The organism is Paenibacillus sp. J22P165, assembly GCF_059692015.1.
In genome coordinates this window covers 374,779-398,556 of record NZ_JCAUAP010000007.1, presented here as the reverse complement: position 1 = coordinate 398,556, position 23,778 = coordinate 374,779, and the positions used below count along the sequence as shown (strand labels likewise).

The window sequence follows — 23,778 nt, the reverse complement described above, 5'->3', positions numbered from 1 at the left end:
GAGGAGGAAGTCCTAGATGGCTATCAAATTAATTAATATTGGGTTCGGCAACATCGTATCGGCGAACCGCATTATCTCGATCGTGAGTCCAGAATCAGCTCCGATCAAGAGAATCATTCAAGAAGCGCGTGATCGTCACATGCTGATTGACGCTACATATGGTAGAAGAACCCGTGCCGTTATTATCACGGACAGCGATCATGTGATTTTGTCGGCAGTACAACCAGAGACGGTAGCGCATAGACTTTCGAATAAGGACGATGATCATGACGAGTAATACGAACACTCTTGAGCGTGAGAGAGGTATTCTGATTGTTTTATCCGGCCCTTCTGGTGTCGGCAAGGGCACCGTTTGTGCGGCGCTGCGTAAAGTTGCTCCGGATATTGTCTATTCGGTATCAGCCACGACACGTTCACCTAGACAAGGTGAAGTAGATGGCGTTAACTATTTTTTCAAAACGCGTGAGCAGTTTCAGCAGTTGATTGAAACCGATGAAGTGCTGGAATGGGCTGAATATGTGGGGAACTTCTATGGAACGCCAAGACGTTTTGTTGAAGAAACACTGCGTTCAGGTCACGATGTTATTTTGGAGATTGAGGTGCAGGGTGCACTTCAGGTCAAACAGAAGTTTGACGAAGGTGTATTTATTTTCTTGCTGCCGCCTTCTCTGGATGAGCTAGAGAATCGCATCGTTACACGAGGCACGGAAACAGACGAAGTCATTCGCAGCCGGATGTCTGTGGCCATCGATGAGATTCGTTTAATGGAACACTATGATTATGCCATTGTGAATGATCATGTGGATACCGCGTGTGCTAAGATTCAAGCCATTTTAGCGGCTGAACATTGCAAAAAAGATCGTATGTTTCCAAAAATCGTACAATGGATGGATGAGGTGAATTGAATGTTATACCCTTCAATTGATAAACTGCTCGATATCGTAGACAGCAAGTATTCCCTGGTTGTTGCAGCTTCCAAAAGAGCTAGATCCCTTCGTGATGGTGCGAAATCGGATTTGAAAGGTCAAAAAGCTCATAAACATGTCGGTGTTGCATTAGAAGAACTATACGGGAATTACATCGGTTACGAAAAAATTAACACAAACGAGAGCGAAAAATACGCGAAGAAATAAACTGCCTTACCCAACAACCCTCGTGGTTGTTATTTTTTTCTCATTTGGTATTTCGAAAGGGGATTCCCATGGGTGTTTTGCAGGGTAAAACGATTGTGCTCGGTGTCTGTGGAGGCATTGCGGCTTATAAAGCTGCGGCGTTAACGAGTAAATTAACACAAGCGGGGGCTATTGTGCGGGTCATCATGACACGCTCCGCGGTGCAATTCGTTGCACCGTTAACGTTTCAAACCTTGTCGCGCCATCATGTTTTTGTCGATACCTTCGATGAGAAGGATCCCGCAGTTGTGTCTCATATCAATTTGGCGGATAGCGCGGATCTCGTGCTGATCGCTCCAGCTACGGCCAATACGATCGGCAAGCTCGCCTTAGGGCTGGGTGATGATATGCTAAGCACGACATTGCTTGCGACCATGGCACCGATCTGGGTGGCTCCGGCGATGAATGTGCATATGTACGCGAATCCAGCTGTGCAGACGAACATGGAGACGTTGCGTCGCCGCGGCGTTCGTTTCATCGAGCCTGGCGAGGGGCAGCTTGCCTGTGGGTATGTGGGCAAAGGTCGTCTTGCTGAGCCGGAAGAGATTTTTGCTGCGGTTGAGCGGCATTTTCAAGGAGAGGCGGGGCTCTTAACGGGCAAACGCGTCCTAGTGACGGCTGGAGGCACGGTTGAACGTCTGGATCCGGTTCGTTATTTGACTAATGATTCTTCAGGCAAAATGGGCTATGCCATTGCGGAAGCAGCGGTACGCATGGGGGCGAAAGTAACCCTAGTGTCAGGGCCGTCGGCTCTAACCGTACCTGAAGGCGTGCAGCTTGTGCCTGTGCAGTCTGCACTGGATATGCGCGAAGCGGTATTAAGCAGGCTCGCGGAAAGCCAGCTCATCATTAAAGCAGCTGCTGTAGCCGATTATCGCCCTGCAGTGGTTGCCGAGCAGAAAATCAAAAAGAAGGCAGATTCTTTCACGCTGGAGCTGGTGAAGAATCCGGATATTTTGCAGGAAATTGGTACGCTGAAAACAGCGAAACAGTTTGTTATTGGGTTTGCTGCGGAAACAGAACGCTTGGATGAGCATGCGATGGACAAGCTGAAGCGCAAAAATTGTGACCTTATCGTAGGGAACGATGTGTCTCAAGAGGGCGCAGGCTTTGGCGGGGATACGAATGTCGTTCGCTTCTATGATCATACTGGGCTTGTACAAGCGCTTCCGATTCAAAGCAAATGGGATGTTGCACGTAAACTGCTTGAGCTTGCTGCAGAACGAATGGCTGCGACTGCGGGGGAATCCTAATGTACGCCAAAGTCATTGTCGATGTCCCAGCTAAGCAAACGAATCGGGCGTTCGACTATGAAGTGCCGTCATCTCTGCGTAAGTGGGTCGAAGTCGGCAGCCGAGTAGGTGTACCTTTTGGACCACGCGTTCTGCAAGGCTTTGTGGTCGAACTGCAAGAGGAAACGGAAGTAGACGCAAAGCGCATCAAGCCGATTCAAAATGTGTTGGATCTGGTTCCACCTCTGACAAGTGAACTTGTCAGTCTTGGACGTTGGATCAGCCGCATGTATATGTGTCATGAAGTAACTGCTCTGCAGGCGATGCTTCCTGCGGCATTGAAAGCGAAATATGAACGTGTCATTATCGTAGGGGATGAATCTGAGGATCAATCCCTTCTCGATATGCCCGATATTGAAGCGATTATTAGCTTTGTGAAGAGTAAGGAATCGGTTTCCATGGACGTATTGTTGGAGCGTTTTTCAAAGGAAGGCGCTCTGATTAAAGAGCTGTTGTCATCAGGTAGACTGACGGAAGTGCAGCTAGTGAAAGATCGGATGAATACCAAAAAGGCGCTAACCGTATTTCCACCTGCAGGCGGTCATGGACTGGAAGAAGCGCTTGCTGAGCTTCCGGCCAGAGCGAATAAGCAGAAAGATGTACTGCGATATTTGATTGAACATCCGCATGCTATTCGTTTGACGGAGCTGATGGAAACGATTGAGGTCGGAGCGAGCACGGTCAAAAGTTTGGCTGATCGCGGCTGGATCGAGCTGCGCGAGGTGGAAGTGATGCGCGACCCGTATATGGGTCGTGCTTTTGAACGGACGAGGCCGCTTACTCTGACGGAGGAGCAGAGCGGTGTGTTTGCCCCTATCCGCGATGCGGTGGCGGAAGATCGACATGAGGTGTTTCTGCTCCATGGGGTGACGGGAAGCGGAAAGACAGAGGTATACTTACAATCCATCCAGCAATGCTTGGATATGGATAAGGAAGCGATTGTGCTTGTGCCGGAAATCTCATTGACGCCGCAGATGGTGGAGCGTTTTAAAGGGAGATTCGGCGACCTAGTTGCTGTTCTGCATAGCCGCTTGTCCAATGGCGAGCGATATGACGAGTGGCGTAAAATTACACGCAAGCAGGTAAAGGTCGTAATCGGCGCACGTTCGGCGATTTTTGCCCCTTTTACGAACATTGGCTTGATCATTATAGATGAAGAGCATGAATCCTCGTATAAACAAGAAGAGAGTCCTAAATATCATACCCGTGATGTGGCTGTTCAAAGGGCGAAGCAGCAAGATGCCGTTGTGGTACTCGGCTCCGCTACGCCTTCACTCGAGAGTATAGAGAAAACGAGACGCCGGAGAGATCGCCCTAAACCTCCTTTTACATTGCTGACCATGAAAGAGCGCGTTGCGAGCAGACCTATGCCGCCTGTGACGATTGTGGATATGCGGGAGGAGCTGAAAACCGGCAATCGGTCGATGTTTAGCAGGTCTTTGTATAAAGCGATCGAAGAACGGTTACACAAGAAAGAACAGACGGTATTGCTGCTAAATCGACGCGGTTATGCGACATTCGTGATGTGCCGGACGTGCGGTTTCGTTTCGCAGTGTCCGCATTGCGACATTTCATTAACGTATCACCAAAGCTCACATGCGCTGCGTTGTCATTATTGCGGTTATGCAGAGCGTGAAGTGAAGGAGTGTCCGAGCTGTCAGTCTGAGCATATTCGCCATTTTGGGACCGGGACGCAGCGTGTCGAGGAAGAACTGAGTAAGATATTTCCTGGTATTAGGGTCATTCGCATGGATGTGGATACGACGACTGAAAAGGGCTCGCATGAGAAATTGTTGACGATGTTTCGTGAGAAACAGGCGGATGTTCTTTTGGGAACGCAGATGGTGGCAAAAGGGTTGGATTTCCCGGATGTTACCTTAGTTGGGGTTATCGCGGCAGATACCGTGCTGAATATCCCTGATTTTCGCTCCGCCGAGAGGACGTTCCAGCTGTTAACACAAGTTGCTGGTCGAGCGGGACGGCATGAGAAGCAAGGGGAAGTGTTTGTACAAACGTATACACCTGACCATTACAGCGTGCAATATGCAAGTCATCATGACTATATCGCTTTCGCCAATCATGAAATGGATATTCGGGCAAATTTAGGGTATCCGCCTTATCAAAGATTGATTTTAATTACGTTCTCACACGAACAAGTACCCCTCTTGGTGCGCATGGCGGAAGCCTTTGTTACACGGTTGAAAGAGATCGCTCTTCCGTATACGAGGCAGCAGGTAGACTTGTTTGCGGATGCGGTATCGATGGATTCATCTTTTCATTTTGACGTGTTAGGACCTGTGGCCTCGCCTATTTCCCGAATCAAAGATAGATATCGATTCCAATGCGTGGTAAAATATCGTGGGGAAGATAGAGCTGCAGAAATCGTTGGGAAGACAGTAGCTTGGTTTGAGGAGCGCTCAGCCAAAGAAAAGCTGCTAATAAGCGTGGATGTTGACCCGCAATATTTGATGTAATAACCCCTAATCTAGACGACTTAAAGGTAGGTGCACATTCATGGCTATTCGTATTATTGTTAAAGATCCAGATCCTGTGCTGCGCGAGAAAGCGATCACAGTTACGAAATTTAATTCCAATCTGCATAAATTGCTTGATGATATGGCAGATACGATGTATGAAGCGGAAGGCGTTGGTCTTGCTGCTCCACAAATCGGTATTCTGAAGCGTGTAATCGTCATGGATTGCGGCGAAGAGCACGGTGGATTGATCGAAATGGTGAACCCAGAGATCGTCGTATCCAGCGGTGAGCAAATGGGGCCAGAAGGCTGTTTGAGTATTCCTGGTCTTCGTGGCGATGTGCTTCGTGCGTTGAACGTAACGGCGAAAGGTCAAGATCGTCATGGCAATCCGATTGAAGTTACAGGCACAGAGCTGTTAGCTCGTTGTATTTTCCATGAGATCGATCACTTGAATGGCGTATTGTTTACAGATCTTGCAGTCAAAACGTATACAGCCGATGAAGAAGAGGAAGAAGAAGCGTGAATATCATTTTCATGGGTACGCCGGATTTTGCAGTTCCCTCCTTGCGTGTACTCTTGGAGGAAGGTTATAACGTGACCACCGTTGTCACGCAGCCGGATCGGCCGAAGGGACGCAAACGCGTCCTTACGCCGACACCAGTGAAGGTAGAAGCGGAGAAGCATGGCATCCCGGTGCTTCAACCAGTGAAGCTGCGTGAGGCGGATTCTGTAGAGCAGATTCGCCAGCTTGCGCCAGATTTAATCGTAACAGCGGCTTATGGTCAAATTTTACCGAAATCGGTGTTAGATTTGCCTAAGTATGGCTGCATTAATATTCATGCATCGCTGCTTCCGAAATATCGGGGAGGAGCGCCGATTCATCATGCTGTGATGCGAGGTGAGGCCGAAACAGGCGTTACCATCATGTATATGGCGGTTGGATTGGATACGGGAGATATGATCTCTCGTGTTGCACTTCCGATTGAGGATACGGATACGACAGGGATGTTGTTTGACAAACTGAGTATAGCTGGGGCTGATTTGCTAAAGCGGACGCTGCCAGATTTACTGGCCGGTCGGATCGAAGCTGTTCCTCAGAATGAGGCTGATGCGATCTATTCTCCTAATATTCGCAGGGAAGATGAACTTCTGGACTGGTCACGTTCAGCAACGGAGCTGTGGAATCATATTAGAGGTTTAAACCCGTTTCCTGGTGCGTATACCTATTGGAATGGGGAAGTGTTGAAGGTATGGGCGAGCTTGAAGCCGACGCAAGCAGGCAAGGAGCAGTCTGGCGCAGCGCCAGGTACCGTGCTTAGCTGCAGTGAGCAAGGGATTGAAGTCATGACGGGAGCAGGCACATTGTGGCTAACGGAGATTCAACCTGCTGGCAAAAAGGCGATGCCTGTATCGGAATTCATTCGCGGAGCGCAAATTCCTGTGGGTACCGTACTCGGGAACGCTTAAAGCAACACGAAGTAATATCAATTTACAATGCCACGAAAAAAATGAGGTTTTTGATTTTGTCTACAAACAAACCAAGTCGTCCACAAAACGCAACGAATTCGCAGAGAGGCAGCAAGCCCTCTGCGCCAAAATCATCCTCGGGCGCTGCGAAGAGCAGCGCTGTTAAGCGTTCTGCCCGTGATGCGGCACTGGACGTACTTATTCGAGTTGAAGAGAATCAGTCTTATAGTAATCTGCTGCTAAATCAAGTTCTGCAAAAGCATGCGCTGGAGCGAGCTGATGCCGGTCTTGCTACCGAACTCGTGTATGGCACGATCGGGCGTCAGAATACGATCGACTTCTTCTTAGAGCGATTCGTCAGCAAAGGGCTCGCGAAGCTGGAGCCTTGGGTAAGGTGCTTGCTGCGGCTGAGTTTCTATCAGCTGCACTATTTGGACCGCATCCCGGATCATGCGGTCGTAAGCGAAGCGGTCAATATCGCGAAGCGCCGAGGCCACCAAGGCATCTCGGGCATGGTCAACGGCGTGCTGCGCGCGATTATCCGCAGCAAGGACGAGCTCACGCTGCCGGCTGCGCTCGGCGACGTGAAGCGCATCGCACTGAGCCATTCCCATCCGGAATGGCTCGTGCGCCGGTGGATTCGTCAGCTCGGCCCGGAGCTGACGGAACAGATCTGTGCGGCGAACAACGAGCCGCCGCACGTGAGCATTCGCGCGAACGAGAGGCGGCGCAGCCGCTTGGAGCTGCTGGAGCAGCTCCAAGCTAGCGGCCTCAGCGCGGAAGCGTCAGAGCTGGCCCCGGCCGGCATTCTTGTGCAGGGGGCCGGGAACATGGCGTTAGTCCCCGGCTTCCAGCAAGGGGACTTCTCGATTCAAGACGAGAGCTCGATGCTCGTTGCCGAGGCTCTTGACCCGCGTCCAGGCATGAAGGTGCTGGACTGCTGCGCCGCCCCTGGCGGCAAGACCGCTCACATCGCCGAGAAAATGGACGATGTGGGTCAGATTTGGGCTTGTGATTTGCATGAGCACAAGCAGAAACTAATCGCAGATCAAGCGGAGCGTCTGGGACTATCGTCGATTCAGACGCTCGTGATGGATGCTGCGAAGCTGGACGAGCATTTTGCGGCGGAGTCCTTCGACCGCATCCTCCTGGATGCACCTTGCTCTGGCCTTGGGGTTATACGCCGCAAGCCAGACCTCAAATGGGCGAAGCAGGAAGCGGAAATCGATGCGATCTGTGAAACGCAATATGCGATTCTAAGTCGTGTACATCGTCTGCTCAAACCAGGCGGAGTGCTTGTGTATAGCACGTGCACGATTGAACAGGCCGAGAACGAGGGTATGGTCGAGCGCTTTCTTGCCGAGCACAGCGAGTTCGAGTTAGCTCCGCTGCCAGCGGAAGTTTTCACGGAGATTGACCCGAAGAGGGCTGCGTCTGGTATGGTGCAAATTTTGCCGCAGCAGTTCCATTCGGACGGTTTTTTTATCGCTCGGCTGCGTAAGCGTGACGCGTAACAGACAGGGACGTGTGTTCGTTCCTGCTTTGTGTTAAAATATTTTAAAATAGACGAAATAACAACAGGTTGTGATAAAAGTGGGTTTGAAGCCGTATGAGAAAGAGAAACCGTTTGTATATGATTTGAATTGGGATGAGTGGCAAAGCTGGGTTAAAGACAACGGGGAGTCCGCGTTTCGTGCTGGTCAAATTTTTGACTGGTTATATATTAAACGCGTTTTCAGCTTCGACGAAATGTCGAATTTGCCGAAAACACTTCGCGACAAGCTGAAGAATCAGTTTGAGTTCGTTACCCTGTCGGAGATTACCAAATATCAATCTCAGGATGGCACGGTCAAGTTCTTGTTTGAGCTTGAAGATAAGAATGCCATCGAAACCGTCGTGATGAAGCATAATTACGGCAACAGTATTTGTGTAACGACGCAAGTCGGCTGTCGAGTCGGCTGTACGTTCTGTGCGTCCACTTTGGGTGGGCTGAAGCGGGATCTACGACCAGGCGAGATTGTCGCTCAGGTTGTGAAAGCGCAGAAATTGCTCGATGAGACGGGAGAGCGTATTTCTTCCATCGTGATCATGGGGATTGGTGAGCCTTTCGAAAATTATGAAGCGACCATGAATTTCCTGCGTGTCATGATTCACCCTAAAGGCTTGAATATCGGGCAGCGTCACATCACGGTATCCACGAGCGGAATTGTGCCGAACATTTATAAGTTCGCGGATGAGAATTTGCAAGTCAATCTGGCGATCTCGATTCACGCGCCGAATGATGCCTTGCGATCGAAGCTAATGCCTGTTAATCGCAGGTTCCCTTTCGTTGATCTCATCGAAGCATGTAAGTACTACATTGCCAAAACAGGCAGACGGATTACGTTTGAATATGCCCTTATGGGGGAAGTGAATGACCAGCCTGAGCATGCGGAAGAGCTGGCGCTTGTCTTGAAAGATATGCCGCTTAGCCACGTGAATCTGATTCCTGTCAACTTTGTGGCTGAACGTGATTTCAAGCGTACACCGAGAGATGATATTTTTACCTTCCAACGTATTCTCGAGAAGGGCAAAATTAATGCCACCATACGCCGTGAACAAGGTAGTGATATTGCGGCTGCCTGCGGACAATTGCGAGCTAAGCATATGGAGAGCACTAAATGAGGTGAGAGCCGGATGAAGATGGTAAGTCGTACCGATATAGGGAAAGTCCGTCAAGTCAATGAGGACCGTGCTGCCATCCACCATCAACTCAATGGTCTATCTTTGGCTATTGTTGCGGATGGGATGGGGGGGCATCAAGCTGGTGATATTGCCAGTCAAATGGCCATTGACACGATTGGAGCGCAATTGCAATCCATCCATTGGGGAATGTCGGTGGAGTCCTGTAAGCAAATATTGAGGGAAGCGATTGAGAAGGCGAACGAGGAGATTTATGCTTTTGCGTCGGATCAAGAAAAGTACCATGGCATGGGAACGACGGTCGTTGCCATTATTGCTTCACAGGAGCTTCTTATTATCGGACATATCGGGGATAGTCGTGCGTATAAGTTAACTGGGGAATCGATCACACAATTGACGGAAGATCATTCCTTGGTTTACGAGCTTGTTAAGAATGGGCAGCTGACGATGGAAGAAGCTGATCATCATCCAAGACGCAATTGGATTACACGCGCATTGGGCACTGAGCCTAGTGTGGAAGTGGACCTGTATGAGTACACGTGGCGTCCAGATGATGTCATTCTCATTTGTTCGGATGGGTTGAGCGGGTTGGTCGATGATGCGGATATCTTGCGGATTGTTCGGGAAAATGAGCAATTGGAAGATGCAGCTGAGGCGCTAATTCAGCGCGCGCTTCGCGAAGGCGGAGATGATAATGTAACGGTCCTTTTATTTGCACATGATCAGGATTCGGACGGAAAAAGGGGTGATGGGAATTGATCGGTAGAAAGCTTGGAGGCCGCTATGAGATCTTAGAACGTATTGGCGGGGGCGGCATGGCTTTGGTCTACAAAGGGCATGATTTGCTTTTGAATCGCAAAGTAGCTGTCAAAGTACTGCGTTCGCAATATGTACACGATGAAGAATTCATTCGTCGCTTCCGCAGAGAAGCTCAAGCAGCCGCTTCCCTCTCTCATCCTAATGTTGTCAGTATTTATGACGTTGGGCAAGAAGAAGATGTCCATTACATCGTGATGGAATATATCGAAGGCAAGACACTGAATGATTTGATTAAGGAAAAGGCGCCATTACAGGTGGAAGATGCGGTTCATTATGCAAGTCAAATTGCAGATGCACTTGATCACGCCCATCATAATGAAATTATTCACCGCGATATCAAGCCGCACAATATTCTAATCGGCAAAAACGGCCGAGTGAAGGTAACGGATTTCGGTATTGCTAGAGCTGCGACATCATCTACAATTACACAAACCGGATCTGTTGTCGGTTCTGTTCACTATTTCTCGCCTGAGCATGCGAAAGGCACGAATACGGGAGAGAAGTCCGATCTGTATTCGCTTGGCATTGTGATGTATCAAATGTTGACTGGTCGACTTCCTTTTCTAGGGGAAAGTCCGATTTCCGTTGCCTTGAAGCATTTGCAGGAAGATGTGGAAGAGCCGCGTAAGGTGAATCCGTTGATTCCGCAAAGTGTAGAGAACATTATACTCAAGGCAATGCGCAAAAAGCCGGAAGAACGGTACCAATCTGCGAAGCTGATGATGGCGGATCTCGATACGTGCTTGGCGCCAGATCGTCGGAATGAAGCGAAGGTTGCTTTCTGGGATGCTTATGGCATGGATGAAGAGCGTACGCTAGTTATGCCAGCCATTCGCGCTGATCAGCTAGCTCAATTCGATGACGACGACGATGATGAACCAGATAAGCCAGCTTGGCGAGAAGAGCCAGCTCCTTCAAAGGGGAAAGGCTGGATTAAGCCGCTCGTCTGGATTGCTGTTTTGTTAATTGTGCTGGGCGCCATGTGGTACATGGTTGGTTATGTGAAAGGGATGTTCGCCATTGAGACCGTTGAGGTCCCGAATGTCGAGAACAAGATACTGACACAAGCGCAAGCTGAACTAACAGTTGCCAAATTAGGCTGGACGGTCGAATACGACGCGGATAGCAAATTGCCCAAGGATACGGTCATTCGTCAAGATCCAAGCGGGTTAAGACTGAATGTGGGTACGAAGGTCATTCTTTACGTGAGTAAAGGCATACCCAAAATTAAAATGGACAACTATGCGGGGCAAACCCTAAATGATGTTAAATTAAAGTTGCAGGGACTCGGTATTAAGGATGAGCAAATTACGATCAAACAGGAAACATCCGACAATGCGCCTGATCTGATTCTCAGGCAGTCACCGCCTCCTGGTGAGGAGTTTGAACTGGAAAAAGCCGCAATTACCTTAACGGTGAGCAAAGCGAAAGAAACGGTTAAAATGCCAGATTTAGTTGGCTTGGCGGAAGCAGAGGCGAAGGCACAAATTACGAAGCTGGGTCTGAAGCTCCCGGTCAATGGGATTACTCGTGAAAAGAGCTACAAAGTAGCTAAAGGGAAAGTAATCGCCCAGTTTCCTTATAAAAAAGATGAGGAAGCCTCCATTGGCGGGGAAGTTTCACTCGTTATTAGTGATGGTTTGCCAGAAGAAGCTGGTCAACTCACGGTTAGCGTACCTGTGAAGCCGACAACAGAAGGCAAGGATTCCGTGTTCAAAATTATTGTGAGCGATGCCCAGTATGAGAATTTCGAATACTTGACTGAAAAAGTCTCGAAGCCGCAAAACTTAGATGTCAAAGTTATTGTTTCACCGGACAAAAAAGCCGTAATCTTGATCAAAGAAGGAGACAGCTTGGTTAATTCAATCACACGCACCTATCAAGATTATTTGGATCAAAAAAATGGGAAAACGGTATCTCCTAGTCCATCCCCGACTCCGAAGACACAAAATACCGGACCCGCTATACCTGTTGGTGGGAATGGCCAAGGTCAAACTGGTGGAACAGCTTCGAAACCACCTGCTGGAGGGGCCAATTAATGCCGCAAGGACTTATTGTCAAAGCGCTTAGCGGTTACTATTATGTATTGCCTGAAGGGGTTCCACTACTGGAGGGCAATACGGTAACCTGTCGTGGAAGAGGCGTGTTCAAGAATAGAAATATAACGCCGCTTGTTGGAGATCGTGTCGTGTATGAGGCTACAGAGAATGGGGAGGGGACTGTTACAGAAATCCTTCCTCGCTCTTCAGAGCTCATTCGTCCGCCGATTGCGAATGTTAACGTGGTTGTGCTTGTTTTTTCGGTGACAGAGCCTATTCTAAATACACAACTACTGGACAAGTTTCTGGTGCATATTGAGAATACGGGGATTGATGTGCTTCTATGCTTCACCAAAAGCGATCTGCTAACGGTGTCGGATGACAATCCCACTCATGCCAAAGAGATGACATCGGCGGAATTTGAGCGGATAACGAAGCTCTATGAGGGCATCGGGTATCCTTTCGTTACGACAAGTTCCCGACTAGAAGAGGGTGTAGAAGCAATTCTGCAGCATCTAGATGGCAAAGTTAGTGTATTCGCGGGGCAATCCGGCGTAGGTAAATCTTCTTTGTTGAATAAAATGATTAGTGGTCTTGATCTGGAAACGAATGCAATTTCGCAGCGATTAGGAAGAGGGAAGCATACCACACGTCATGTGGAGCTGCTGCCGCTCGCTAATGGCGGTCTTGTTGCCGATACGCCAGGGTTCAGTCAGCTTGATTTCATGGAAGTTGAAGCTGAGGGCCTATCTAGCTGTTTCAGGGAGTTCGCCGCTGTGGCAGAAGGCTGCCGCTTTAGAGGCTGCTTGCACTTGCATGAACCGGACTGTAAAGTGCGGGATGGCGTTGCGGAAGGTACGATTGCAGCTTCTCGTTATGATCACTACTTGCTATTTTTAACTGAAATCAAGGAACGGAAGAGGAGGTATTAGGCGTAATGGTATATGTAGCACCTTCTATTTTGTCTGCCGATTTTGCCAAGCTTGGCGACGAGATTAAAGCTGTCGAGCAGGGCGGAGCAGATTGGATTCATGTCGATGTCATGGATGGCCATTTCGTGCCCAATATTACGATTGGTCCATTGGTTGTTGACGCGATTCGTCCAGTCACGAAGCTGCCGCTTGATGTTCATCTGATGATTGAAAATCCGGATCGTTATATCCCTGATTTTGTGAAGGCAGGCGCGGATCTGATTTCCGTGCATGTAGAAGCGTGTACACATCTTCATCGGACACTTGACTTGATTAAGCAAAGCGGTATTCAAGCAGGCGTTGTCCTGAATCCTGCTACACCCATCTCGCTCATTGAGCACGTGCTTGATGAGCAGTTGGATCTTGTGCTTATTATGACAGTGAACCCAGGCTTTGGCGGACAAGCATTCATCCCTGGGATGCTGACCAAAATTCGCGCGCTGCGTGAGCAAGCGAATGCGAAGGGTCTCACAGGGCTTCACATTGAAGTAGACGGCGGTATCAATGAGTTAACGGCACGACAGGTCATAGAGGCGGGGGCTGACGTCTTAGTAGCCGGCAATGCCGTATTCGGGCAGCAGGACCGCACTGAGGCTATCAGACGAATACGGGGCTAAAAGGGGACGAAGGACAATGCGATTTCTCTGGTTACTGATGTACAGTGTGCTTTGTGCGGTATTATTGACGTGCTTTTCACATATTGACGATTTTGTGAAGTACATTTTCTCGCTCGGCGCTCTCTACGTAGGGATGCGGTTCTTTCGTCGATTTGAACAAATTAGCTTCCGTGTATGGTTTATCGTCATCTCGGTATTTTTCTATTTCCTTTTCAGTTTAATTGTTGCACTGTATAACCAGGTGGGCATAACCGCCCCATAGTCCGCATACATATAGTTACAAGAGTGAAGTGCTCTTGTAGCTTTTTTTGCTTTCTGGAAGCAACTGAATTGTGGGAGGAAGTAAAAATAGATGTCACGTTTTCTCCGCTCTGGGCATACACTGTTGTAATGATGTTAAGGAGCAGTCATGCACGTTGTGAAGCGTTTGCTCAAGAAGCTAGAGAGCTGGCGAAGTCTGTTTTCTGACGAAAACGCTAAGTGGATGCTTAGGAAGCCAGTTTTCTGGCGAAAACTCTAAGGAGGGGTAGAGAATGAAATTCTACACAATCAAACTGCCGAGATTTTTGGGAGGATTTGTGAAAGCCGTACTTAATACGTTTAGCAAAAACTAAGTTGTGCCTATACTTACATCATTCTCCCCAGAATGCAAAAAAAGCACCGATTAAGGTGCTTTTTGTCATTCACATAAGTAAGTTAAGTATCCGCAGCTACGAATTAAACGCGAGCCACTTTTCCGGATTTCAACGCACGAGTACTTACGTAAACCCGTTTCGGTTTACCATCAACGAGGATGCGAACCTTTTGAACGTTAACTCCCCAAGTACGCTTGTTTTTATTGTTAGCGTGGGACACGTGATTTCCTGAACTAGGACTTTTACCTGTAATGAAACATTTGCGGGACATGTTTGACACCTCCTTCGGCAGTATACAAAGAAGCCTGGGTGGCAAGCCTAAGCTTGACATGACAGTATTCCTCAAATTAAATCTTGTGATACGTAATGCTTCCAGCAAAAACACACTTAAACATAATAGCATAGCAAAAGGAGCCGAGTCAACGAATTAACCGCATTTTTGCCGTTTATTTATGAAGTATGTTATAGTACAATGAAGATTAGTCTTGCTAAAGCGAAACTTGAAGGAGTTGTTACATAATGCCGATTGAACTCACAACCGAGTATGGAAAAGTGTATATTACCAATGAAGTGATTTCAACTCTGGCCGGATCTGCTGCATTAGATTGCTATGGGCTTGTAGGCATGGCAACAAGAAAGCAATTGAAGGATGGTATAGCTGAACTATTAGGTCGAGATAACTTGAGCCGCGGTGTAGAAGTTCGTAGAGAGAACGGGCGACTAGAAATTGATCTTTATATTATTGTCAGCTATGGAACCAAAATATCCGTAGTGGCAGGGAATGTCCAAACGAAAGTCAAATATATTTTGAATGACGTTGTAGGGCTGCAAGTGGACGATGTGAACATTTTTGTTCAAGGCGTTCGAGTAGCCAAATAATAGCCCGAAAATCAGGAAGGGGAATCACTTTGAGTAAGCGCTTTATTTCAATAAATGGAAATGACTTCACTGCCATGGTCTTGGCGGGTGCGGATAACCTTCGCAGGAATGTAGATAAGGTTAATGGATTGAACGTTTTCCCTGTACCCGATGGAGATACTGGCACCAACATGAATTTAACACTCACAGCAGGTTGTGAGGAACTGAAGAAGAAGCCATCTTCTCATATTGGGAAAGCAGCTGATGCATTGTCCAAAGGGTTACTGATGGGCGCAAGAGGCAATTCTGGTGTGATTTTGTCGCAATTGTTCCGCGGTTTCGCGAAGCATGTGCATGATTTAGAACATGTGAATGGTCAGCAATTCGCGGCTGCCTTACAACAAGGCGTAGAGACAGCCTATAAGGCTGTTGTAAAGCCGGTTGAAGGTACGATTTTAACGGTATCGAAGGAAGCAGCTAAGTTCGCTGTTCAATATCGTCGCAGCAGTGACTTATTGGATCTGATGAACGAGGTGTTGGGCAGGGCGAAGGAAGCACTCGCCAAAACACCGGATCAGCTGGCGATTCTGAAGCAAGTCGGCGTTGTGGATGCAGGGGGCCAAGGGCTTGTATGTGTCTATGAAGGATTTGTTACGGCGCTAAACGGTGGTTTGGTACAAGTAGATGAGGATTTTGCTACTATGGATACCAACTTAAGTGAAGTATCTCTTCTTCCTGGCATGAACTTAGCCAAAGAAGTACATGCTCATTTGCCGGCACAGGCCCATATGGCCACAGAAGACATTGAATTCGGCTATTGCACAGAATTTATGCTGACGATTGCCCCAGGCAAAGTTAAGGGTTTTACGTTTGATGAAGGTACGTTTCGTGAGCAGCTTAGCAAGCTGGGAGATTCGCTCCTTGTCGTTGCTGATGAAGAGCTTGTGAAGGTGCACATTCACGCGGAATATCCAGGCGAGGTTATGAATCAAGCGATGAATTACGGTGCTTTAAGCCGTATCAAAATCGAAAATATGCGTGATCAGCATTCACATATATTAGAAGATGTGACGCATGGGTATGATGCTCCGGCAGCCATCTCTTCCACGACGGCTGTTGCCGCGCCTGCTCCTAAGAAGCCTTATGGCTTTGTTGCTGTCGCACTCGGCGATGGGATTACCGATATTTTATCCAGTGTTGGCGTTGATGTCGTGCTTTCAGGCGGACAAACGATGAATCCGAGTACAGAGGATATCGTGAACGCTGTGAACAGCATTGATGCGGACACGATTTATGTGCTTCCGAATAACTCGAACATTATTTTAGCCGCGCAGCAAGCGGTGGAGCTGGTCGATAATAAAACCCTTATTGTTATCCCATCAAAATCCATTCCGCAGGGGCTTGCAGCTATTCTGGCTTTCCAAGAGAAGGCGGATGCAAAGACAAATACGGATGCGATGAGTGAATCATTGCGACGTGTAAAATCGGGCCAAGTCACCTATGCCGTGCGTGATACGAATATGGATGGTATGGATATTAAGCAAGGTCATTTCATTGGTATCCAAGATGGGCGAATTGTCTCTTCACAGCCAAGCTTGATGGACGCGTGCAAGAAGCTGCTTGAGGCGATGATTGATGAAAGCAGTGAAATTGTGACGATTCTGACGGGTGAAGATGCTACGGAAGAAGGAACCGATGAGCTGGAAGCTTTTATTCAGGCGACGTATCCGGATATGGAAATTGAGCTTCATCCTGGTGGACAGCCTTTGTATGCCTACCTATTTTCGGTTGAGTAAGAGCATACAAGCTGGTAGTTTAAATTCGTGATTGGAGTGAGCCCAGTGACAAACATTCGCATTGTAACGGATAGCACGGCAGATATTCCATTGGCTGTCAGAGAAGCGTTGAACATTGAGATGGTGCCACTCAAAATTAATTTTGGCGAGGAACAGTACCTAGATACAGTGACGCTGCAGTCTGAGGATTTTTATCGGAAGCTGACGTCATCTTCCCACTTTCCAACAACGTCAACGCCGTCACCCGGTGAGTTTCTGGCTGTCTATCAAGGCTTGCTGGAAGAGCCCGATACCGAGGTGATCTCGATTCATTTGTCTTCTGTGTTGAGTGGAACGTACAGGACGGCAGAGCTGGCTTCTACGCTGTTAGAGGGAGATCAGGTTGGTAAGGTTCACCTTGTTGATTCCTGTTCTGCTTCCTATGGGATAGGAGCGCTCGTAGTGGCTGCAGCGGAAGCTGCGCAAGCAGGGAAGAGCGTCGCTGAAATTACAGCGCTTGTGCAAGAGATGAGAGCGAACTTTTACATTTATTTCCTTGTTGATACGTTGGAGTTCCTTCAAAAGGGCGGACGAATTGGTAAAGCGTCGGCACTGCTGGGTTCCTTATTGAACATTAAGCCTATTCTGACTTTGGATAGTGCGGGTGAAGTGACCGTTGTTGATAAAGTACGTGGTAACAAGAAAGCGATAGCGCGCATACTTGATCTGTTAGCCGCGGATGTGTCGGATAAGACCATTCATACGCTGCATATCGCTCATGCTAATAATTTGGAAGGTGCGGAGGGGCTGCGGGAGGCCATTATGCAGCGGTTTGCTGTGGAGAACGCCGATTATATTACCCTAGGTCCTGTTATTGGCGCACATGCTGGACCAGGTACGATTGCAGCCTTCGTGAGTACGGTGTAAGAGATGGATTTAAATCAATGTCAAGTACGTGAAGTCCATGGAGTTGGCGCTCAAAAAGCACTTGAGCTAAACGCCATGGGCGTTTTTACGGTTATGGATTTGCTGGAGTATGTTCCGTTCCGGTATGAGGATTATACGGTTCGTGACCTTGCCAGTGTGAAGGATGGTGACCGTGTCACCGTCAAAGGCTACATTATTGGTGAGCCGGTGTTGCAGCGCTACAGTGGCAAATCGCGTCTATCTTGCAAGGTGATGGTCGATGATTTCTTGCTGACCGCGGTGTGGTTTAACCGCCATTTTCTGAAAGATCGCTTGCGACCGCAGCAGGAGATTGTACTCACCGGCAAATGGGACGCCAAGCGTCGGCAAATGAGTGTGTCCGATTCCGAGTTCCCCGGACAAGGGGATTCGAATACCGGTACCATTCAGCCGGTATACTCGGTTGTTGCGGGCACGATTACGCAGAAGTGGATGCGTAAGATTATCGGGCAGGCGCTGACGCAGTACAGCGCCATGATCCGTGAAGTGCTGCCGGCGAGCATCACCGACAGGTACGGGTTTATGTCGCGCAGTCAAGCGCTGGCCATTATCCACACACCGAGTGGTGTGGAAGAGGGCAAGCAGGCGCGCAGGCGCATGGTGTATGAGGAGCTGTTCCTGTTCCAGCTCAAGCTCCAGGCTTACCGGGCTGTGACGCGCAGCCGCACGGATGGGTTGAAGCAGCAGGTGGATCTGCCTGCTGTCCGCGCCTTCGTGCGCGCGCTCCCCTTCCAGTTGACGGAGTCACAGAAGAAGGTCGTCGGTGAGCTCCTGCACGACATGCAGGAGCCTTACGCGATGAACCGACTGCTGCAGGGCGATGTCGGTGCGGGGAAAACGATCGTCGCGGCCATCGGACTGTACGCGACGGTGACGGCTGGCTACCAAGGGGCGCTGATGGTGCCGACGGAGATTCTCGCTGAGCAGCATAATCGCTCGCTCAGCACGTTGTTCGAGCCTTATGGGCTGCAGGTCGCTTTGCTGACCGGAAGCTCTACAGACCGCCAACGGCGCGATCTGCTGGCCTCTCTGCAGATGGGGTTGATCCATGTGCTGGTCGGGACGCATGCGCTGATTCAAGAGGATGTGTATTTCCGCCAGCTGGGGCTGGTTGTGACGGACGAGCAGCATCGCTTCGGGGTGAACCAGCGCAGCATCCTGAGGCGCAAAGGGATGAATCCTGACGTGCTGACGATGACGGCGACGCCGATCCCGCGTACGCTGGCCATTACGGCGTTCGGCGACATGGACGTTTCGACGCTGCGCGAGCTGCCGAAGGGACGTAAGCCGATCAAGACGTACGCGGTTCAGCATGCGATGTTGGAGCGTGTGCTCGGTTTTATTCAGCGCGAGGTCGCCGCAGGGCGTCAGGCGTATATCATTTGTCCGCTCATCGAGGAGTCGGACAAGCTGGACGTGCAGAATGCGATCGACGTCCACATTCAGTTGCAGCAGCATTTTCCGCAGATGCGGATCGGCTTGCTGCACGGACGTATGAGCGCGCAGGAGAAGGAAGCGATCATGCGCGCGTTTAAGGAAGGCAACGTGGAGGCGCTCGTGTCGACCACGGTGATCGAGGTTGGCGTGGACGTGCCGAACGCCACGCTGATGGTGATCTACGACGCCGACCGTTTCGGCCTGTCGCAGCTGCATCAGCTGCGCGGCCGGGTCGGGCGGGGCGAGCACCAGTCTTTCTGTGTGCTCATCGCCGACCCGAAGACCGAGGTCGGCAAGGAGCGCATGAAGGCGATGACGGAGACGACCGACGGCTTCGAGATTGCCCGGCGCGACCTGGAGCTGCGCGGGCCGGGGGATTTCTTCGGCACGAAGCAGAGCGGGCTGCCGGAGTTCCGTATCGCCGATATGATGGCGGATTTTGAAATCATGGAGCAGGCGCGCGATGATGCGGCTGAGCTTGTCGGCGACTCGTCCTTCTGGACGGGGGCTTCTTTTATGCCGCTGAGGGCGTATTTGGAGCGGGCTCATATTTTTGACAGCGAAGTGCTGGATTAGTAGGCGGCTGTCTAAGAGGCTACAAGTGAAAGATGAAGGACTCTCAAAGATTGACCCGTGGCGTGTTCCCTTTTAAGATAGGAGTAGCAGCGCTATTTTATGGAAACGAAGGTGTGCCGCCAGTGACTTATTTCCTCATTTATTTACTAGTTATGAATATCATTACGTTTATTGAGATGGGTCATGATAAAGGACAAGCCAAAAAGGGCGGGCGTCGTGTGCCGGAAAAACGACTTTTTTTATTCGCTGCGCTTGGTGGCGGGATTGGTGGTTGGCTGGGCATGCGGATGTGGCGGCATAAGACGAAGCATACTTCGTTTGTCGTTGGTTTTCCGCTCCTAATTGCTTTGAATTGTATCTGTGTCATCCTCATTGCCGTGTATATGTAAAATGAAATGAAGGAACAGCTGCCGGGAACGGTGGCTGTTTTTTCGTCTTTTTCTGCTGCTTGTCGATAGAAGTTTGCTCCTAGACAGATTACGCAGTCAAGTTTACCTGTATTCACTCATAAGATAGGAGCATGTCGGGTATCGGAGGTGCGGGGATGAGTTATCAGCAATATGGCATCGATCCTGCGCTCGTGGAGCGTGTAAAGTTCAAGATGAAAAATCCTGAGGTCAAAGAACGCATCAAAATGCTGCTCCAAGGCGTGACTAAGGCAGATTTACAAAATGCAGCGAAGGTTACGCGCCTAATCGGTCTTGCCGCGGGTATTTTTGGTGAGAAACTGAGCGGGAGCCAGACAAATCAGATTTTAACGTTTATCTTGGCGCAAAAGATTGATCCGAATAACACGTTTCATTTAATTAAATTATGGTCTATATTTCGATAGTTCATGATGAAAACGCCACATGTAGAGCGTGAGATGCTCTATTGTGGTGTTTTTGCGAGTAAGCCGCACGTAATTAAATAGCTGCGAAAGGCCTCTGGGTAAGCTCAACTCCAGAAGGCCTTTTTTCGTGAGGATACATTTTATCCGAGGGGTGACATGAGTACAAGCATATTAAGCTGAATTTCATTTATTAGTAATAAGTTGTTTGAAGCAAGAAAGGTTCTTGTCTTAGGGAGGGTATGATTTGTGAACTATTGCGGTCCTGCAGGTGAGGATGAATTTCAAAAAAAATGTTCATGTTCAGTTCCTTTAAGCTGCGGCGGCATTCCGTGTGTATGTCCAACTGGTCCAACTGGCCCAACCGGAGCAACGGGTGAAACTGGGGCAACCGGAGCAACTGGGGCAACCGGAGCAACGGGTGAAACTGGCGCAACTGGCGCAACCGGAGCAACCGGAGCAACCGGAGCAACCGGAGCCACTGGCCCAACTGGCCCAACCGGAGCAACGGGTGAAACTGGCGCAACCGGGGCAACCGGCCCAACCGGCCCAACCGGCCCAACTGGAGCGACTGGACCAACCGGCCCAACTGGAGTAACTGGAGTAACTGGAGCAACGGGAGTAACTGGAGCAACCGGGCCAACCGGTGCGACTGGACCAACTGGAGCAACTGGAGCAACCGGGGCAACTGGGGCAACTGGAGCGACTGGCCCAACCGGAGCAACTGGAGCAACTGGAGGAACAGGCCCAACAGGCCCAACAGGCCCAACCGGAGGAACTGGAGCAACCGGAGCGACTGGCCCAACCGGGGTAACTGGTGCGACTGGGGCAACCGGCCCAACTGGTGCGACTGGACCAAATTTTGCGACGAATGGATTTTCGGCATTCCTATCTACGTTATCCATTGCAACAAGTACACAGCTTACGAATTGGTCGACGACTAGTCCGTATTATGGAAATGCGAATTTTAACGCAGTTACAGGCAACTTTACAGTGCCGACAACAGGAAGATATACGATACTAGCAACGATTAACTACGCTACGACTGCAGCTGTCAGCGTGAGCATAGGCGCCGGGGTCAATCCTTTTTTTGCCGTGCAGCGAACATCTCCTTCCGCCTTCAATTTGGTGAGCGGTTATCTACCTATTTTGAATGTTAACGTAGTATTGGTTTTAACTTTGCGTGCGGTATTGGGAACCGGTGAAATTACGTTGGCTGGAGACGTTGCGTTGTCGGCTGGTGATGTTGTTGGTTTATTTTATAATGCGGCTGGATTAGCAATTACGATCAATATAGGCAATGCTGCGGCTGGAGTTGTCTGGTCCATACACCAGATTGCCTAGTCTCACGTATTGAAATAAATCGAAAACATGTATGACCATTGGGGGAGAACAATCATCTAATATAAGTATGCAATAGGAATTGACACTTCGAGGGGAGGAGGAGGCGGTGATCAAGAAGAAACGCAGCGCGAGGAAAAAGGTTATAGAGCTGACTATCGTTCACAAGACATCGTCTTCTTGCTTATCCTTAAACAAAGGGAGAGTCAGCAGGCCAAAGCAGAAAAAGCGGTCTTATCGTCAATTGTTGACGAGTATCACACATCCCGTTCTACCTCCTTCTCGCAGCCGCTATCCAATCAATAAGTCAAAGCCTGAGTGGAGCTCAAATCCAAAACTAAAGCTAATTTATAAGCCAATGCTGAGACCTTGTCCGCCACCAAAGCCCCATCATTGCCATCCTTCACCTCCACTGACAACAATTAATAAAGAATGCTGCGGTAATATACTTCTTCAAGGCAATCAGCCTGGATTTCGGATATGGGAGATGGATGTGGAGTCCAAGATCGAAGTGGCTCAGATTAGTATATACTCGAGCTCGAGCAGCACTCAAGATATAGAGGTTGAGATTGAATTCGAGGATGCCGATAACAAACAACTGAGCGTGCCTCCCGGCAGTACCGTAAATTATATCGGTCAAGGTGTCAAAGCCATTGCTATCTCTTCACTGCGCGACGAGATGAGTTATGTGGAAGGTAAGTACGTTATCTCCACTACACTCCAAATCCAATCCGAACATCGATGCTGCGATCCTGAATAAGATGGTTTCTCACGGTTAAGTGAAAAACCACCTTATTGTTGTGCGCTTTTTACATGCTGTATCGCACAGTTATGCAAAACTCCCCGGTTGCCGCTGCTGTCGTTGTAATCGTAATCGTATCGAACCGCCCGACAGTAAACGAGGTGCTACCTCCTATTGGCACTATGATAGGTGTCATGATAGGAGCTGCCGAACGGAGAAAATTTACTGTAATAGTAGCGGTCCCAGTTTCATTCTTGACATATCCAGTACCGCTAATCAGAGTTGCCATATTATCGGTGTAAACAGTTGTTGTACCTGCCCCAGTCGCCAGCCAATTCGTACATACTTTATCTTGCACGTAGGTTTTTTCTGAACAACAGCAAAGAGCTGTGTTACTACAAGAGCACATAATGAGTACCTCCTTTAGGTGTCAAATGGCATTATTGAATTGAATAACGGGTTGTGATGCAAAATTCGCCCTGATATAAACCCGCGTCTGCGCCATCCAGTGTTATCTGAATAGTGGAGAAGCGTTGGTAAGTAAAAGCCAGACTTGTTCCAGGTGCAATGGTAACCGCAGCCGTTAAAATGGAAGCCCCTGCGCTGTTTAATACATCCAACGTAATATCAGCAGGTCCGACATCAAATTTCACATATCCCGTGCCGACAAGGTTCGGATTAATATTATTCGTGTAAGCGACAATGTCTACATCTGCGATACCTACTGTGCCGGTCCATGGCGTACATACTTTATCCTGTACAAAATTTTTCTCTGAGCAGCATGTTAACGAAGCCGCCGAATTATCACATGCCATAGCTAAGAAAACCTCCTCCGCTTCTTTGTTTCTAAGCTATTTAATGCAGGCGATTACCTCAACGCTTGGACATCCGCCTGACTAATGAATATTTAATATGACATGTCTGGGTGCGACTTCAAGGGGGCGGCGACATGTGTTCGCATGTGGTATTTCCTGTATTTTCTAATTAATAGGTAAAAAGAGATAAAATAATTGAAAATAACTGTATTTCATCCTTTTATTAGTATAAAAATCTCTAAAAAACCACTTGCATAACGAATACGTG

The 23,778-nt window shown here is 49.0% G+C and carries 26 protein-coding genes; 23 read left to right on the top strand and 3 right to left on the bottom strand.

Annotated elements, in window-relative coordinates; translation table 11 throughout:
* Window positions 1-16: 16 nt before the first annotated feature.
* From remA to spoVM, 15 genes are all read left to right on the top strand, one after another.
* Complete coding sequence (gene remA / locus AC58QM_RS19320; protein ID WP_009672664.1) at window positions 17-277, top strand: extracellular matrix/biofilm regulator RemA; 261 nt, start codon at window positions 17-19, stop codon at window positions 275-277.
* Window positions 267-905 carry a guanylate kinase gene (gene gmk, locus AC58QM_RS19315; protein WP_056612367.1) on the top strand — a complete coding sequence of 213 codons (639 nt, stop codon included), beginning with the start codon at window positions 267-269 and terminating at the stop codon, window positions 903-905. The genes remA and gmk overlap by 11 nt, the downstream gene beginning before the upstream one ends.
* On the top strand, window positions 906-1,133 hold the full coding sequence (gene rpoZ / locus AC58QM_RS19310; RefSeq protein ID WP_056612362.1) for a DNA-directed RNA polymerase subunit omega: 228 nt from the start codon (window positions 906-908) through the stop codon (window positions 1,131-1,133).
* A gap of 68 nt (window positions 1,134-1,201) precedes the next feature.
* Window positions 1,202-2,425 (top strand): bifunctional phosphopantothenoylcysteine decarboxylase/phosphopantothenate--cysteine ligase CoaBC, encoded by a 1,224-nt coding sequence (coaBC, locus tag AC58QM_RS19305; protein ID WP_497286496.1) that lies wholly within the window; start codon window positions 1,202-1,204, stop codon window positions 2,423-2,425.
* Window positions 2,425-4,938: a primosomal protein N' gene (priA, locus tag AC58QM_RS19300; protein ID WP_497286495.1), complete on the top strand. Its 2,514-nt coding sequence runs from the start codon at window positions 2,425-2,427 to the stop codon at window positions 4,936-4,938. Before coaBC ends, priA begins: the two co-directional genes overlap by 1 nt.
* Window positions 4,939-4,978: 40 nt before the next feature.
* Window positions 4,979-5,464 carry a peptide deformylase gene (gene def, locus AC58QM_RS19295; RefSeq protein WP_310227275.1) on the top strand — a complete coding sequence of 162 codons (486 nt, stop codon included), beginning with the start codon at window positions 4,979-4,981 and terminating at the stop codon, window positions 5,462-5,464.
* Window positions 5,461-6,408: a methionyl-tRNA formyltransferase gene (fmt, locus tag AC58QM_RS19290; RefSeq protein WP_497286494.1), complete on the top strand. Its 948-nt coding sequence runs from the start codon at window positions 5,461-5,463 to the stop codon at window positions 6,406-6,408. Before def ends, fmt begins: the two co-directional genes overlap by 4 nt.
* Before the next feature lie 41 nt (window positions 6,409-6,449).
* The gene (gene rsmB, locus AC58QM_RS19285) at window positions 6,450-7,922 is read left to right on the top strand and encodes a 16S rRNA (cytosine(967)-C(5))-methyltransferase RsmB (RefSeq protein ID WP_497286614.1); all 1,473 of its coding nucleotides are present in this window, start codon (window positions 6,450-6,452) and stop codon (window positions 7,920-7,922) included.
* 79 nt (window positions 7,923-8,001) lie between these two features.
* Window positions 8,002-9,072: a dual-specificity RNA methyltransferase RlmN gene (rlmN, locus tag AC58QM_RS19280; RefSeq protein ID WP_497286493.1), complete on the top strand. Its 1,071-nt coding sequence runs from the start codon at window positions 8,002-8,004 to the stop codon at window positions 9,070-9,072.
* 12 nt (window positions 9,073-9,084) lie between these two features.
* A complete protein-coding gene (locus AC58QM_RS19275; protein WP_497286492.1) occupies window positions 9,085-9,849 on the top strand; it encodes a Stp1/IreP family PP2C-type Ser/Thr phosphatase in 765 nt (254 codons plus the stop codon).
* Window positions 9,846-11,948 carry a Stk1 family PASTA domain-containing Ser/Thr kinase gene (gene pknB, locus AC58QM_RS19270; RefSeq protein WP_497286491.1) on the top strand — a complete coding sequence of 701 codons (2,103 nt, stop codon included), beginning with the start codon at window positions 9,846-9,848 and terminating at the stop codon, window positions 11,946-11,948. The genes AC58QM_RS19275 and pknB overlap by 4 nt, the downstream gene beginning before the upstream one ends.
* On the top strand, window positions 11,948-12,880 hold the full coding sequence (rsgA, locus tag AC58QM_RS19265) for a ribosome small subunit-dependent GTPase A (protein ID WP_497286490.1): 933 nt from the start codon (window positions 11,948-11,950) through the stop codon (window positions 12,878-12,880). Before pknB ends, rsgA begins: the two co-directional genes overlap by 1 nt.
* Window positions 12,881-12,885: 5 nt before the next feature.
* The gene (rpe, locus tag AC58QM_RS19260) at window positions 12,886-13,536 is read left to right on the top strand and encodes a ribulose-phosphate 3-epimerase (protein ID WP_310499086.1); all 651 of its coding nucleotides are present in this window, start codon (window positions 12,886-12,888) and stop codon (window positions 13,534-13,536) included.
* A gap of 16 nt (window positions 13,537-13,552) precedes the next feature.
* Complete coding sequence (locus AC58QM_RS19255) at window positions 13,553-13,798, top strand: hypothetical protein (protein ID WP_497286489.1); 246 nt, start codon at window positions 13,553-13,555, stop codon at window positions 13,796-13,798.
* Between the two features lie 271 nt (window positions 13,799-14,069).
* Window positions 14,070-14,150 carry a stage V sporulation protein SpoVM gene (gene spoVM / locus AC58QM_RS19250; protein ID WP_036634233.1) on the top strand — a complete coding sequence of 27 codons (81 nt, stop codon included), beginning with the start codon at window positions 14,070-14,072 and terminating at the stop codon, window positions 14,148-14,150.
* A 103-nt stretch (window positions 14,151-14,253) separates the two neighbouring features.
* Here the strand turns inward: spoVM and rpmB are convergent, their stop codons facing one another.
* The gene (gene rpmB, locus AC58QM_RS19245; protein WP_029197753.1) at window positions 14,254-14,442 is read right to left on the bottom strand and encodes a 50S ribosomal protein L28; all 189 of its coding nucleotides are present in this window, start codon (window positions 14,440-14,442) and stop codon (window positions 14,254-14,256) included.
* Between the two features lie 248 nt (window positions 14,443-14,690).
* On the opposite strand from rpmB, the gene AC58QM_RS19240 reads away from it, so the two are divergent.
* The 8 genes from AC58QM_RS19240 to AC58QM_RS19205 all read left to right on the top strand — a co-directional run bounded on the left by AC58QM_RS19240 (window position 14,691) and on the right by AC58QM_RS19205 (window position 22,713).
* Complete coding sequence (locus tag AC58QM_RS19240) at window positions 14,691-15,050, top strand: Asp23/Gls24 family envelope stress response protein (protein ID WP_310499088.1); 360 nt, start codon at window positions 14,691-14,693, stop codon at window positions 15,048-15,050.
* 29 nt (window positions 15,051-15,079) lie between these two features.
* Window positions 15,080-16,825 carry a DAK2 domain-containing protein gene (locus AC58QM_RS19235; RefSeq protein ID WP_497286488.1) on the top strand — a complete coding sequence of 582 codons (1,746 nt, stop codon included), beginning with the start codon at window positions 15,080-15,082 and terminating at the stop codon, window positions 16,823-16,825.
* Between the two features lie 45 nt (window positions 16,826-16,870).
* Complete coding sequence (locus tag AC58QM_RS19230; RefSeq protein WP_497286487.1) at window positions 16,871-17,731, top strand: DegV family protein; 861 nt, start codon at window positions 16,871-16,873, stop codon at window positions 17,729-17,731.
* 3 nt (window positions 17,732-17,734) lie between these two features.
* Entirely contained in the window at window positions 17,735-19,783 is a 2,049-nt protein-coding gene (gene recG, locus AC58QM_RS19225; RefSeq protein WP_497286486.1) for an ATP-dependent DNA helicase RecG, read from the top strand.
* Between the two features lie 32 nt (window positions 19,784-19,815).
* On the top strand, window positions 19,816-20,172 hold the full coding sequence (locus AC58QM_RS19220; protein WP_497286485.1) for a DUF1294 domain-containing protein: 357 nt from the start codon (window positions 19,816-19,818) through the stop codon (window positions 20,170-20,172).
* Between the two features lie 155 nt (window positions 20,173-20,327).
* The gene (locus AC58QM_RS19215) at window positions 20,328-20,615 is read left to right on the top strand and encodes a stage VI sporulation protein F (RefSeq protein ID WP_310499093.1); all 288 of its coding nucleotides are present in this window, start codon (window positions 20,328-20,330) and stop codon (window positions 20,613-20,615) included.
* A 246-nt stretch (window positions 20,616-20,861) separates the two neighbouring features.
* On the top strand, window positions 20,862-21,956 hold the full coding sequence (locus tag AC58QM_RS19210; RefSeq protein ID WP_497286484.1) for a BclA C-terminal domain-containing protein: 1,095 nt from the start codon (window positions 20,862-20,864) through the stop codon (window positions 21,954-21,956).
* Between the two features lie 106 nt (window positions 21,957-22,062).
* Entirely contained in the window at window positions 22,063-22,713 is a 651-nt protein-coding gene (locus AC58QM_RS19205; protein ID WP_497286483.1) for an S-Ena type endospore appendage, read from the top strand.
* Window positions 22,714-22,762: 49 nt separating this feature from the next.
* On the opposite strand, the gene AC58QM_RS19200 is transcribed toward AC58QM_RS19205, so the two are convergent.
* Together AC58QM_RS19200 and AC58QM_RS19195 are read right to left on the bottom strand one after the other, a co-directional pair.
* Window positions 22,763-23,104: a DUF3992 domain-containing protein gene (locus AC58QM_RS19200; RefSeq protein WP_497286482.1), complete on the bottom strand. Its 342-nt coding sequence runs from the start codon at window positions 23,102-23,104 to the stop codon at window positions 22,763-22,765.
* A gap of 31 nt (window positions 23,105-23,135) precedes the next feature.
* Window positions 23,136-23,510, bottom strand: a complete 375-nt coding sequence (locus AC58QM_RS19195) for a DUF3992 domain-containing protein (RefSeq protein WP_497286481.1) — start codon at window positions 23,508-23,510, stop codon at window positions 23,136-23,138.
* Window positions 23,511-23,778 lie beyond the last annotated feature (268 nt).

Coding starts and splice junctions, on each gene's coding strand:
- remA (WP_009672664.1), top strand. CDS start 17: ATGGCTATCAAATTAATTAATATTGGGTTCGGCAACATCGTATCGGCG.
- gmk (WP_056612367.1), top strand. CDS start 267: ATGACGAGTAATACGAACACTCTTGAGCGTGAGAGAGGTATTCTGATT.
- rpoZ (WP_056612362.1), top strand. CDS start 906: ATGTTATACCCTTCAATTGATAAACTGCTCGATATCGTAGACAGCAAG.
- coaBC (WP_497286496.1), top strand. CDS start 1,202: ATGGGTGTTTTGCAGGGTAAAACGATTGTGCTCGGTGTCTGTGGAGGC.
- priA (WP_497286495.1), top strand. CDS start 2,425: ATGTACGCCAAAGTCATTGTCGATGTCCCAGCTAAGCAAACGAATCGG.
- def (WP_310227275.1), top strand. CDS start 4,979: ATGGCTATTCGTATTATTGTTAAAGATCCAGATCCTGTGCTGCGCGAG.
- rsmB (WP_497286614.1), top strand. CDS start 6,450: ATGAGGTTTTTGATTTTGTCTACAAACAAACCAAGTCGTCCACAAAAC.
- AC58QM_RS19275 (WP_497286492.1), top strand. CDS start 9,085: ATGAAGATGGTAAGTCGTACCGATATAGGGAAAGTCCGTCAAGTCAAT.
- rsgA (WP_497286490.1), top strand. CDS start 11,948: ATGCCGCAAGGACTTATTGTCAAAGCGCTTAGCGGTTACTATTATGTA.
- rpe (WP_310499086.1), top strand. CDS start 12,886: ATGGTATATGTAGCACCTTCTATTTTGTCTGCCGATTTTGCCAAGCTT.
- AC58QM_RS19255 (WP_497286489.1), top strand. CDS start 13,553: ATGCGATTTCTCTGGTTACTGATGTACAGTGTGCTTTGTGCGGTATTA.
- spoVM (WP_036634233.1), top strand. CDS start 14,070: ATGAAATTCTACACAATCAAACTGCCGAGATTTTTGGGAGGATTTGTG.
- rpmB (WP_029197753.1), bottom strand. CDS start 14,442: ATGTCCCGCAAATGTTTCATTACAGGTAAAAGTCCTAGTTCAGGAAAT.
- AC58QM_RS19240 (WP_310499088.1), top strand. CDS start 14,691: ATGCCGATTGAACTCACAACCGAGTATGGAAAAGTGTATATTACCAAT.
- recG (WP_497286486.1), top strand. CDS start 17,735: ATGGATTTAAATCAATGTCAAGTACGTGAAGTCCATGGAGTTGGCGCT.
- AC58QM_RS19220 (WP_497286485.1), top strand. CDS start 19,816: ATGAAGGACTCTCAAAGATTGACCCGTGGCGTGTTCCCTTTTAAGATA.
- AC58QM_RS19215 (WP_310499093.1), top strand. CDS start 20,328: ATGAGTTATCAGCAATATGGCATCGATCCTGCGCTCGTGGAGCGTGTA.
- AC58QM_RS19200 (WP_497286482.1), bottom strand. CDS start 23,104: ATGTGCTCTTGTAGTAACACAGCTCTTTGCTGTTGTTCAGAAAAAACC.
- AC58QM_RS19195 (WP_497286481.1), bottom strand. CDS start 23,510: ATGGCATGTGATAATTCGGCGGCTTCGTTAACATGCTGCTCAGAGAAA.